The 12005-nt window shown below is 69.5% G+C and carries 10 protein-coding genes; 2 read left to right on the forward strand and 8 right to left on the reverse strand.

Going from position 1 to position 12005, the window contains the following annotated elements; all coding sequences use genetic code 11:
• Positions 1–55: 55 nt before the first annotated feature.
• A complete protein-coding gene (gene ileS, locus FJV41_RS11645; RefSeq protein WP_141642523.1) occupies positions 56–3802 on the forward strand; it encodes an isoleucine--tRNA ligase in 3747 nt (1248 codons plus the stop codon).
• An 82-nt stretch (positions 3803–3884) separates the two neighbouring features.
• Here the strand turns inward: ileS and FJV41_RS11650 are convergent, their stop codons facing one another.
• Genes FJV41_RS11650 through FJV41_RS11685 form a run of 8 tightly spaced genes read right to left on the reverse strand, consistent with a single transcriptional unit; the run spans position 3885 to position 10866 of the window.
• The gene (locus FJV41_RS11650; RefSeq protein ID WP_141642524.1) at positions 3885–5633 is read right to left on the reverse strand and encodes a complex I subunit 5 family protein; all 1749 of its coding nucleotides are present in this window, start codon (positions 5631–5633) and stop codon (positions 3885–3887) included.
• On the reverse strand, positions 5630–7114 hold the full coding sequence (locus tag FJV41_RS11655; protein WP_217446545.1) for a monovalent cation/H+ antiporter subunit D family protein: 1485 nt from the start codon (positions 7112–7114) through the stop codon (positions 5630–5632). The genes FJV41_RS11650 and FJV41_RS11655 overlap by 4 nt, the downstream gene beginning before the upstream one ends.
• The gene (locus FJV41_RS11660) at positions 7111–8538 is read right to left on the reverse strand and encodes a complex I subunit 5 family protein (protein ID WP_141642525.1); all 1428 of its coding nucleotides are present in this window, start codon (positions 8536–8538) and stop codon (positions 7111–7113) included. The genes FJV41_RS11655 and FJV41_RS11660 overlap by 4 nt, the downstream gene beginning before the upstream one ends.
• Positions 8535–8864, reverse strand: coding sequence for an NADH-quinone oxidoreductase subunit K (locus FJV41_RS11665; RefSeq protein WP_141642526.1), 330 nt, complete (start codon positions 8862–8864; stop codon positions 8535–8537). Before FJV41_RS11665 ends, FJV41_RS11660 begins: the two co-directional genes overlap by 4 nt.
• Positions 8861–9793 (reverse strand): hydrogen gas-evolving membrane-bound hydrogenase subunit E, encoded by a 933-nt coding sequence (mbhE, locus tag FJV41_RS11670; RefSeq protein WP_141642527.1) that lies wholly within the window; start codon positions 9791–9793, stop codon positions 8861–8863. Before mbhE ends, FJV41_RS11665 begins: the two co-directional genes overlap by 4 nt.
• Positions 9790–10104, reverse strand: coding sequence for a monovalent cation/H(+) antiporter subunit G (mnhG, locus tag FJV41_RS11675; protein WP_141642528.1), 315 nt, complete (start codon positions 10102–10104; stop codon positions 9790–9792). The genes mbhE and mnhG overlap by 4 nt, the downstream gene beginning before the upstream one ends.
• Positions 10101–10391: an MrpF/PhaF family protein gene (locus FJV41_RS11680; RefSeq protein WP_141642529.1), complete on the reverse strand. Its 291-nt coding sequence runs from the start codon at positions 10389–10391 to the stop codon at positions 10101–10103. Before FJV41_RS11680 ends, mnhG begins: the two co-directional genes overlap by 4 nt.
• On the reverse strand, positions 10384–10866 hold the full coding sequence (locus tag FJV41_RS11685) for a Na+/H+ antiporter subunit E (protein ID WP_181790569.1): 483 nt from the start codon (positions 10864–10866) through the stop codon (positions 10384–10386). The genes FJV41_RS11680 and FJV41_RS11685 overlap by 8 nt, the downstream gene beginning before the upstream one ends.
• Before the next feature lie 317 nt (positions 10867–11183).
• On the opposite strand from FJV41_RS11685, the gene FJV41_RS11690 reads away from it, so the two are divergent.
• Positions 11184–12005, forward strand: a complete 822-nt coding sequence (locus FJV41_RS11690; protein WP_141642531.1) for an alpha/beta fold hydrolase — start codon at positions 11184–11186, stop codon at positions 12003–12005.

The raw sequence follows: 12005 nt of genomic DNA on the forward strand, positions 1-12005 counted from the left end.
TCCCCCCTCGGGGCCCCTTCCCTCCCAGGCTCGCGGTGCTATCAAGCACGGCACCATGCCTGAGACAGCGCCCGCCCCCCTGTTCGACGCCGTGCCCGCGGAGATGGACTTCCCGGCCGAGGAGCGCCGCATCCTCGCCTTCTGGAAGGACCGCCGCATCTTCGAGCGCTCGCTCGAGGCACGCGAAGGCGCCAAGAGCTTCGTCTTCTACGAGGGCCCGCCCACCGCCAACGGCCTTCCCCACAACGGCCACGTCCTCACCCGCGTCATCAAGGACCTGTTCCCCCGCTACCAGACGATGCGCGGCCACTACGTCCCCCGCAAGGCCGGCTGGGACACCCACGGCCTGCCCGTGGAAGTGGAGGTGGAGAAGGAGCTGCGCATCCACGGCAAGGCGGAAATCGAGCGCTACGGCGTGGAGCCCTTCACCGAGCGCTGCATCGAGTCCGTCTTTCGCTACACCTCCGAATGGGAGCGGCTCACCGAGCGCATCGGCTTCTGGGTGGACCTGAACCAGGCCTATGTCACCTACCACCGGGGCTTCGTGGAGAGCGTGTGGTGGGCGCTCGCCGAACTGCACAAGAAGGGCCTGCTCTACCAGGGCCACAAAGTGGTGTGGTGGTGGCCCCAGGGCGGCACCGCGCTCAGCTCCGCCGAGGTGGGCCTGGGCTACAAGACGGTGGACGACCCGAGCGTCTACGTCACCTTCCCCCTGCGCGACGCGCCGGACACCTCGCTGCTCGTGTGGACGACCACCCCGTGGACGCTGCCGTCCAACATGTACGCGGCCGTCAACCCGGGCGTGGACTACGTCACCGTGGACGCCGGTGACCGCAAGCTCATCATCGCCGCCGCGCTGCGCGAGGAGCTGGCCAAGAAGCTCAAGAAGGACCTGCCCATCCTCGCCACCCAGCCGGGCAGCGCGCTGGTGGGCCAGCGCTACCTGCCGCCCTTCGACACGTACTTCGCCAGCGAAGGTGACACGCGCCTGAAGCTGCGCGACGGCGGAGACGACACCCGCGCCTGGCGCGTGCTGGGCGCGGACTTCGTGACGCTCAACACGGGCACGGGCATCGTCCACATCGCCCCCGCCTTCGGCGAGGACGACTACGACGCGTTCCGCAAGGACCGCGCGCGCTTCCTCCAGCCGGAGGCGATGGAGCTGTTCTGCGCCGTCAAGCCGGACGGCACCTTCTCCGAGGAAGTCCCGCTCGTCGCCGGGCGCTTCGTGAAGGACGCGGACAAGGACATCCAGCGCAACCTCAAGGAGCGCGGGCTCTTGCTCGTCACCGAGCAGTACAAACACGAGTACCCCTTCTGCTGGCGCGCGGACGACGACCCGCTCATCCAGTACGCCCGCCCCGCCTGGTACATCCGCACCACCGCGGTGAAGGACCGCGCCATCGAGAACAACCGCGCCGTCAACTGGGTGCCCGAGCACATCAAGGAAGGCCGCTTCGGCGACTTCCTGGCCAACAACGTGGACTGGGCCCTGTCGCGCGAGCGCTACTGGGGCACCGCGCTGCCGCTCTGGATTCACTCGGAGACGGGCGAGGTGGAGGCCGTGCCTTCCCTCCAGGCCCTGCGTGACAAGCCCGGCAGCAACCTGGCGGCCGTGGAGGCCGAGCTCGCGGCGTTCCTCGCCGGCAAGCCGCACGAGGCCAACGCGAAGCACCTCATCGTCCACAAGCCGTGGATCGACAAGGTGACGTACGAGAAGCCGGGCTCCCCGGGCCGCTTCAACCGCGTGCCCGAAGTCGTGGACGTGTGGTTCGACTCCGGCTGCATGCCCTTCGCGCAGTGGGGCTTCCCTCACGCGCCCGGCTCGCACGAGCTGTTCAACCGCGCCTTCCCCGCCGACTTCATCTCCGAGGCCATCGACCAGACGCGTGGCTGGTTCTACTCGCTGCTCATGGTGAGCACGCTCGTCTTCGACGAGGAGACGCAGGCCCGTCTGGGATTGACGCCCCAGCGCGAATGGCCGCACCCGTACAAGAGCTGCATCGTGCTGGGCCACGTCTCCGACAAGGAGGGCCGCAAGGAGTCCAAGTCCAAGGGCAACTACACGCCGCCCGAAATCATCCTGGACGAAGTGCGCATGGACTTCGCGGTGCTGTCCGCCACGGAGGCGGGCGCGCCGGCGGAGGCGGGCGTGGCGCTCATCGCGCGTGAGGACCTGGAGGGCCTGGACCTGCAGGAAGGCGCCAAGGTGCAGTTGTTCCGCCCGGACAGGCCGGACGTCTCCATCTCCGCGACGGTGAAGGCGCACAAGAAGCTCAAGCGCCGCGTGGTGCTGCTGGCCCCCTCGGAGCTGCAGGCGCTCGGCGTGGCGCCGTCCGCGAAGGGCGCGGGCGTCATGCCGGTGGAGGTGCCTCGCCTGGCGCCGTCCGAGCGCGTGACGGTGAAGGACCCCGCCGCCAAGGCTCCCGGCGCGGATGCGTTCCGCTGGTTCTTCTACGCGGCGAGCCCCACCTGGTCCAACACGCGCCACTCCCTGGCGAACGTGCGGCTGTTGCAGAAGGACTTCCAGGTCAAGCTGCGCAACGTCTACTCGTTCTTCACCATCTACGCGAACATCGACGGCTTCAATCCGGCGCAAGGCAACCCGGACGCGACAGAGGCTCCGTGGGAGGCCGTGCGCAAGAGCCACGGCTGGCGCGAGGTGAAGGCCCGGCCGATGCTGGACCGCTGGATTCTGTCGGAAGTCCAGCTGGCGCTGCGCCACGTGGAGAAGTGCCTGGACACCTATCAGGTGTACGACGCGGCCCAGCGCATGGTGGCGCTGGTGGACGCGCTGTCCAACTGGTACCTGCGCCGCAGCCGCGAGCGCTTCTGGAAGCCGGGCTTCGAGCAGGACAAGCGCGACGCGTACTTCACCCTCTACGAAGCGCTCACCACCATCACCGCCCTGGCCGCGCCCTTCGTCCCGTTCTTCTCCGACGAGATGTGGGGCAACCTGGTGCGCAAGGCCTGGCCCCAGACGCAGCCGGAGAGCGTGCACCTGGCCTCCTTCCCTCGCGCCGACGCCAGCCTCATCGACGACGAGCTGGCGGTGGACATGGCCGCCCTGCGCGAGCTGGTGTCCCCGGGGCTCAAGGTCCGCACGGACAACAAGCTCAAGGTGCGTCAGCCCCTGGCCCGCGCGGACATCATCCTCGCGCGCAAGGAGATGACGGACCGGCTGGCCGTCTACAAGGACCTGCTCGCCGAGGAGCTGAACGTCCACGAGGTGCGCTTCGTGGAGCAGGGCAGCCCGGACGCGGACGTGGTGCGCTTCCGCGTGCGTCCCAACCTGCGCGCGGTGGGCGGACGGCTCGGCGCCAAGCTGGCGCCGGTGCGCAAGGCGTTCGACACCGGAGACGGCCGCGCGCTGCACCGGGAGCTGCTCCAGACGGGGCAGGTGGCCATCCAGCTCGCGGGCGAGACGCTGGTGTTCTCCGGCGAGGACCTGGAGACGCTGGTGGAGGCCAACCCCGGCTTCGCGGCCGCGGGCACGGGCGCGGGCGTGGTGGTGCTCCACACCGAGCTGACGGAGGCGCTCGTCGATGAGGGCCTCGTGCGCGAGCTGCTGGCGCGCGTGCAGGGCGCTCGCAAGGACATGGAGCTGGGCTACACGGACCGCATCCGCCTCTGGGTGGACGGTGACGCGCGGGTGAAGCGCGTCACGGAAGAAGGCCGCGAGCTGATTGCCCGGGAGACGCTGGCCGACTCCATCAACGTGGGGCCCGAGGGCCTCACGGGACAGGAAGAAGAGGTCAACCTCAACGGCCTGCCCGCGCGACTGCGCGTGGAGCGCGCCTGACCTGAGGTCGCTCATCCCCGCCCGGTCGACCACCGACTGAGCGGGAGGGACGCCAGGGGTTGAAGCAATCCCTGGCGTCGTCTCACCGGACCAGCAGCAGCAGGAACACGCCCAGGAACAGCAGCAGCGCGAGGCCCACATGGCTCAGCTGGCTCAGGCCCTCCTCGGCGTTCTCGAACTCGTCGAGCGAGGCGCGCCGGAACCGCGCGAACCGGCTCGGGGGGCCTTCACCGATGTCTTCCTGCTGGGGAGGCTCGCGGTCCGCGTCCGCCGTCAGCAGGCGCCAGCCCGGAAGCAGCACCCGCGCCATGGGCCAGAGCACGTCGCCGGGCGGAATCTCCGGCACGCGCCAGGAGCGCCACCGACGCGAGCGCCACACCAGCCCCGTCAGCAGCACGCCGGCGACGACGGGCCACGCCGCCGAGACGAGGCTCTTCGACTCGAGCAGGTGCGGCAGCTCCTCGCGCCCCACGGGTGGCCAGAGGAGCAGCGCCGTGTCGACGACGAGCAGCAGGACCCACGCGAGCAACATCCCCCCTGCCCCGGGTGAGCCCTGCTCGGGGGCCTTGGGGACGGTGCGCTCCAGGAAGCGCGCCATGATGAGCGTGCTGCCCACGGCCGCGAGGGAGAGCAGCGTCGGCAGGGCCTCCGATGCGTGCGCGGCGGCCTCCGCGGACTTCAGCGCGAGCTTCGCCAGGGCCCCGCTCGTCAGCGGCGCACCCGCGATTTCCAGCGCGGACCACGTCAGCCCCACCAACACCAGCACACCCCTCCAGCCCTTGCGGCCCGTCGCGGGCAGCAGGCCCGTGCCCAGGAACAACAACCCCTTCGCCAGGGAGTGATGCACCGCATAGACGAGCACCGCGCCGATGAGCACGGGAGCCGCCTCCGGGGCCCCCAGCGCGAGCCCCACCGCCAGCGTGAGGAAGCCCATCTGGCTGATGCTGGAGTAGGCCAGCACCGTCTTCGCCTCGCGCTGCGTGAGGCCCACCGCGACACCGTAGAACGCGGCCGTCAGCCCCGCCGCCACGCACACGGTGCCCAGCGTGGGGAGGCTCGCATGCCCCAGCGGCAGGAAGCGCAGCCAGCCCAGCACGCCGACCTTGATGATGGTGCCGCTGAGCACGGCGCTGCCCGGGGCGGGCGCGACGGGATGCGCCAGGGGCAGCCACATGTGCAGCAGGAGGGCACCCACCTTGACGCCAAAGCCGCCCAGAATCAGCACGCAGATGACCTCGCGGGAGGACGACTCCGCCACCACGCGCGGCACCTCGGCGAGCGACAGGTTGATGCGCGTGCCCACCGTGAGGAAGAAGGCCGCGAGCAGCAACACCTCTCCCAGCAGGGCCATGATGATGTAGACGCGGCCCGCCCGCGCCGCCGCCTCGGTGCGCTCGTGGACCACGAGGCCATACGCGCAGAACGTCATCATCGCGAAGAACAGATAGAAGCTCGCCACGTCCTGCGCGAGCACCGCGCCCACGTTCCCCGCGAGCGTCGCCAGGAAGAAGCCCCAGAACGAGGCCCGGCGCGAGTCCTCGCGCAGATACCCTCGCGCGAAGAGGCCGGAGAAGAGCCACAGAATCCCGGTGAAGAGCAGGTACGTCCGCGTCACCTCGTCCGGCGCATACAGCCGCATCCCCAGCAGCACCGGCTTCCAGTGGACGGACGCCCCCGTCCCCAGGCCCAGCCCGAGCGCCGGAAGCGCGGCCCACGGCGCCAGCGCCATGCCGATGCCGCGAAGGACGGGAATCATCACCACCACCGTGAGCACCAGCGGCACGCACAGGGCCGCGATGACGGCGAGCGAGGCAAGGTCATGGCCACTCACGGACGGAACTCCCGCTCGGTGATGAGCCGCGTCCAGCCCAGCGGGCTGAGCTCCGCTCCGGCGAAGAGTCCCGCGGCGAGCGACAGCACCGCCGTGGCCACCGTGGGCAGCAGCAGGAGCAACCCAATCTCCCACCCCCGGGTGCTCGGCTTCCATTCCTCGCGCGGGGCCTGGAACCACGCGGAGTAGACGATGGGCAGGAAGTAGCCCGCGTTGAGCAGGCTGCTCGTCAACAGCACCACCACCATCCAGGGCTGATGCGCCTCCAGCGCGCCGATGCCCAGGTACCACTTCGAGATGAACCCGGCGATGGGGGGAATCCCAATCATCCCCAGCGCGGCGATGGTGAAGGCCCCCGTGGTGAGCGGCATCCGTCGCCCCACGCCGCGAAGCTCACTCACCCGGTGCACGTGCAGCTCCTCGGCGAAGTTCCCCGCGCAGAAGAACAGGGTGATTTTCATCACCCCCTGATGCACCAGGTGCACCAGCCCACCGATGGTGGACACCGTCCCGAAGAGGGAGACACCCAGCACGATGTACGCGACCTGGCTCACCGTGGAGTAGGCCAGCCGCTTCTTCAAGTCTCCTTGCTGGAGCGCTCGCACCGAGCCGTAGAGGATGGTGATGGCGGCGACGATGGCCAGCGGCTGCATCACCCCCAGGTCATGCACCAGGTAGACGCCATACACATCGTAGATGATGCGGGTGATGCCGAAGGCCCCCGCCTTCACCACCGCGACGGCGTGCAGCAGCGCGCTGACCGGAGCGGGCGCCACCATCGCCACCGGCAGCCAACCATGGAGCGGCACCAGCGCCGTCTTCACCCCGAGCCCGGCTATCAGCAGCACGAAGGCCACCACCAGCTCGGTGCGGTGTGACGCGACGGCGCCCAGCGCGCCTCGCTCGGTGAACTCCACCGAGCCCGTGAGCGAGTAGAGCAGCACCACGCCCGCAAGCAGCAGCGTGGCCCCGCTCAGCGTGTAGCGCAGGTACACGTTGCCCGCGCGCAGCGCCTCGGGCGTTCCCCGGTGGATGACCAGCGGGTACGTCGACAGCGTGAGCATCTCGTAGAACAGGAAGAAGGTGAGCAGGTTGCCCGCGAGCGCGATGCCCATCGTCGACGCGACACACAGCGAGAAGAAGCCGAAGAACCGGCTGCGGTGGTCCGTCCCCTCCAGGTAGCCCACCGCGTAGATGGTCGTCACGAACCAGAGCACCGCGGACAGGGTGATGAAGAGCAGGCTGAAGGAGTCCGCCCTCAGCACCAGGTCCGCCTTGGGAAAGAAGGGCAGCCGCGTCTCGTACTGGCGCCCCTGGAACACGCCCCACGCCATGACCGCGGTGAGCAGCAGCTTGGTCACCGCCGCGAGCAGGTTGAGCACCGTGCGCGTGCGCCGCTGCTCTTCGGCGAGCAGGAAGATGATGAGCCCCGGCAACAGCGAGCTGAGCAGCACGGACAGTGGCAGCCAGGTGTTCATCATCTCGACGCACCGACGGCCAGCAGGTCCAACGGGAACCAGGGCACCAGTCCCAGCAACAGCGCGATGAGCGCGAGCGCGAGCGGCGCCAGCTCGTTCCCCAGGGGAATGGACCGCACGGTGACGCCTGGAGGCAGCGGCAGGAACGAGCCCCGGAGGATGCGAAAGACATACGCCGCCGCCAGCAGGCTGCCTCCCAGCAGCACCAGCGCCCACCACCACTGCTGAGTGCCAATGGACTCATTCAACAGGAGCCACTTCGCGATGAACCCTCCACTGGGCGGAATGCCAATCAGGCTGATGCCTCCCAACGCCATCGCCAGGAACGTGAAGGGCATCCGGTAGGCCAGTCCCTGGACACCCCCCAGCTCGGTGATGCCCACCGCCTGATGGATGTTGCCCACCGCCACGAACATGGAAGCCTTCGCGGCCGCGTGGGAGACGACCAGATAGATGACCCCCGCGCGGGCCCCACTGGTCGCCATGGGGAAGACGAGGAACATGTAGCCAATCTGCGCGACGCTCGAATAGGCGACCACCCGCTTGAGCTGCGTCTGGCTCAGCGCCAGGACCGAGCCCCACAGCACCGCCACCGCTCCGAGCAGGCCCAACAGCTGCCCCACCTCCGCGTCCAGGACGGGCGCGAAGACCTCCAGCCACAGCCGCAAGAGGACGTAGAAGGAGCCCTTCGAGATGAGCGCCGACAGGAGCGCGGTGACGGGCGTGGGCGCGCCCGTGTACGTCGGTGGCAACCAGACGTGGAGCGGAAACAGGGGCGTCTTGAGACACAGCCCCACCGTCACCAGCCCCGCGGCCACCCACGTCACCGGCCCCGACTGCACGCGCTGGGCGAGCATCCCCACATCCAGCGTGGCGTAGGCGCCGTACAGGAACGCGATGCCCAGCAGGTAGCACAGCGAACCCGGCAGCGCGAAGAGCAGGTAGCGCAGGCCCGCGTCGAGCCCTGGCAAATCCCTGCGCACCACGATGAGAGACACCGCGCCCAGCGTCGTCAGCTCCAGCGTGACGTAGAGGTTGAAGGCATCCGCCGACAACACCAGCGCGTTGAGCGCGCACCAGATGAACAGCCACAGCGGGAGGAACTCCCGGTCCTCACGGTCCCCCAGGTGGTCCAAGGCGTGGACGCTGATGAGCGGCCCCACCACCGCGATGGTCAGCAGCATCAGGGCGGCGAGCCCGTCCGCGCGCCACTCGATGCCCAGCGGTGCGCCCCACCCTCCCAATTGCTGGCGAAGCACTCCCTGCGTGGAGACCTCCCAGGCCACCAGCGATGACGCGATGAGCGTGGCCACGGAGGCCACGCCCGCGACCAGGCGCACCCCCGCGCGTCCCACCAGCAGCGACAGCACCGCGCCTATCAGCGGAAGGGCGACGGACCACGCCATCAGGGCCGTGCCCCCCATCATGGACCTTCCCCGCCGGAACCCGGCGGCGGCTCGGAAGCACGTGCCGCGTCGGCTCGGAGCCGGGCCATGCGCCGGGCCAGGGCCACGCCCAGCGCCGTCGAGCTCACCGACACGACGATGCCCGTGAGCACCAGCGCATGAGGCACGGGGTCCGGCACGCCCGACGGCGCGCGCCGTGCCAGGGCGACCAGGACTATCAGCACTCCGGAGCCCGCGATGTTCGAGGCGAGGATGCGCTTCACCACGTGCTGATGGGAGAAGAGCCCCACCAGCCCCACGCTGAACATCGCCACACCCGACAGCGCGTAGACGGCCCACGGGTTCATGGCTCGCCCTCCGCTCCCGCCCTGGGTGGACGCGTGCCTGGGAAGAACATCAACAGCACCATGGCGATGGTGACCGTCAGCGCCAGCTCCACGACGAAGATGAGCGTGCCCGCGTATGGCCTCGGGAGCTCCAGCAGACGCCTCCCGGTGAACAGCGGCGCCACCGCCACGCCGATGAAGAGCATGGGCCCGGTGAGCAGCGCCCACCTCACCTGCCAGGACGACAGGCGGGGCGGCCCCATCCGCATCGTGAGGAGGGCCACGACGCCGCCTCCCGCGAGGATGGCGCCCGCCTGGAACGCCCCTCCTGGTCCATGGTCCCCCACCCACACCAGGTAGCCCGCCACCAGCAGCAGGGCCGGCATCATCATCCGGAACAACTCTCCGGTGAGCGGGTCATCTCCAGCGTCCGGAGTGGGCCGCTCGCTGCGCGGATTCACCGCCCGCGCCCCCAACGCGGCCACCAGCAACACCGCGATTTCCAGCAGCGTGTCGTAGCCCCGGAAGTTCAGCAGCACCGCCGTGACGGGGTGCTTCACACCGCTTTCCTCCCGTCGCGCCTCCACCAGCGGCCCCAGCCCCGGGCTGTCGGCGGGAAGCGCGAGCACGGCCCACCCGAGCATGAGCGTGGACGCGGCGACCGCCAGCAGGGCCCAGGGCCTGCGCCGGCCCCGCGCGCGAATGTCGGGCGGCGTCTCCTCCGTCCAACTCAACGTGTGCATCAGCAGCGCGCCGGTGAGGCCCGTGCCCACCGCGGACTCCACCAGCGCGATGTCCGGGGCCTCCAGTCGCGCCCAGCCCAGCGCGGACAGCAGTCCGAACGCGACGAAGAGCACCACCGCCTGGGACAGCGACTCGGTCCGCAACACCAGCCACGCCAGCAAGGGGAGGCACAGCGCGAGGACGCCATCGAGCAGCACATCCATCATGGCTCCCGCCGTCCTCCCCAGGGCGCCGCGCCCCTGCCGCGGAGCGCCGCGCGGGCGATGAGCTGGCAGGTGAAGGCGCTGGAGATGAGGACGAAGAACCAGACGAGGAGCAGCTTGAGCGCCGTCGCCCACGAGCCCGACTGGAGCGCCAGCCCCACCACCACCAGCCCCAGGCCCAGGTTGTCGACCTTGGTGAGCGCATGCAGCCGGCAATACACATCCGGGAAGCGCAGCACGCCCACCGTGCCCGCCAGACAGAAGGCGCCGCCGCCGAAGAGGAACGCCGCGGAGAGGAAGTCCAGGGGGCTCATGGCCTCGGCTCCTTGTCCGAGCCAGGGGCTGCGTCGCTCCCCACCGCGAAGCGTACGAAGGCCACGACGGTGACGGGCGCCAGCAGGGCGAAGACCAGGGCGACGTCACGCAAGGCATCCCTGCCCGCATCCGCCGCGAGCAGGATGAGGACGCCCACGCCCGTCGTCCCGAAGAGCTGCGCCACGATGAAGCGGTCGGTGACGGTGGGCCCGCGAATGACTCGCACCATCCCCGCGAGGATGTTCAGGAGCAGGAAGAAGGCCAGGCCCGTGCGCAGCTCATGCATGCGCGGGCTCCGGCGGCGGCAGCCCCAGTCCGAAGAGTCGCGACACGCGCCACTCCAGGTTCTTCAACTCGTGCTGGATGCCCTCGCCCCGGTCCACGAGCGAATGCACCACCAGCTCGTCCCCGAGGACATCCGCGTTCAACGTGCCCGGCATCAGGCTGAGGGTGATTCTGAACACCGTCTGGGGCGCGCCTCCGGGCAGGCTCATCCGATATCGGACGAACACGGGGGAGATGGGCATGCTCGGCGCGAGCGCGCGGCGCGCCACGTCGAAGCCTCCGTGGACGGAGCCCGCGAGGAAGTAGCCGGCGAAGCGCACCACCTCCGTGAGTCGCCACCCGTAGCTTCGGGGCGGACTCAGCAGGAAGCTCACCACCGACACCGTCGCGACGACGGGCACGCCGAAGATGAAGCTGCGCGGGTCTCCATCGCATAGGGCCCACCACGCCATGCCCACGAAGACGACGCGTGCCACCGCGCTCTTCCAGGCGCCCGCACGGAACCAGGACCCCACCTTCTGGAGCCCCCCCGTGTTCCTCCGTGTCTTGCCTGCATCCCCTGGGTCCACGGGTCAGGACCCTAGTGCCAGCCCCACGGCCCACGTCGGACCGAGTCAGCCTCCGCGTTCGTCACCGGACGCTTACCGGACGCAGGGCCTTCGAGACGACTGTCGCGCTGTGAGGCCGTCATCCCCCGACAGGGGGACCGCGCTCCGCCCCGCCCGGGGGTGGGGAGCCCTGGCGTCGACAGCTAGCGTGACTCCATCGCAGTCATCCCCTCGGAGTCACGCCCATGAGCATCATCACGACGAAGGACGGAGCGCGCATCTATTACAAGGACTGGGGCAAGGGTCAGCCCATCGTCTTCAGCCATGGCTGGCCGCTGAGCTCCGACAGCTGGGATGAGCAGCTCTACTTCCTCGGCTCCAATGGCTTTCGCTGCATCGCGCATGACCGCCGGGGCCATGGCCGCTCCACGCAGACGTGGGATGGCAACGACATGAACACCTACGCCGACGACCTCGCGGCGCTGCTCGACACCCTGGACGTGAAGAACGCCATCCTCGTCGGCTTCTCCACCGGAGGCGGCGAGGTGGCCCGCTACATCGGACGGCATGGGACGAAGCGCGTGGCCAAGGCGGTGCTCGTGGGCGCGGTGCCTCCGCTCATGCTGAAGTCGGCCGCCAACCCCGGCGGACTGCCCATCGAGGCCTTCGATGGCATCCGCGCTGGCGTGCTCGCCGACCGCTCCCAGTTCTTCAAGGACCTCACCACGCCCTTCTACGGCGCCAACCGCCCGGGCTCGAAAGTTTCCCAGGGCGCGCGGGACGCGTTCTGGCTCGCGGGCATGCAGTGTGGCCTCAAGCCCGCCTACGACTGCATCAAGGCGTTCTCCGAGACGGACCTCACCGAGGACCTCAAGAAGTTCGACGTCCCCACGCTCATCATCCACGGTGACGACGACCAGATTGTCCCCATCGGCGCGTCGGCGCACCTGTCATCCAAGCTCATCAAGAACTCCACGCTGAAGGTCTACGCAGGCGCGCCGCACGGCCTCTCCGTGACGCACCGGGAGCAGTTCCACTCGGACCTGCTCGCCTTCGCGAAGTCCTGA

Source organism: Myxococcus llanfairpwllgwyngyllgogerychwyrndrobwllllantysiliogogogochensis (assembly GCF_006636215.1).
Classification (GTDB): Bacteria; Myxococcota; Myxococcia; order Myxococcales; family Myxococcaceae; genus Myxococcus; species Myxococcus llanfairpwllgwyngyllgogerychwyrndrobwllllantysiliogogogochensis.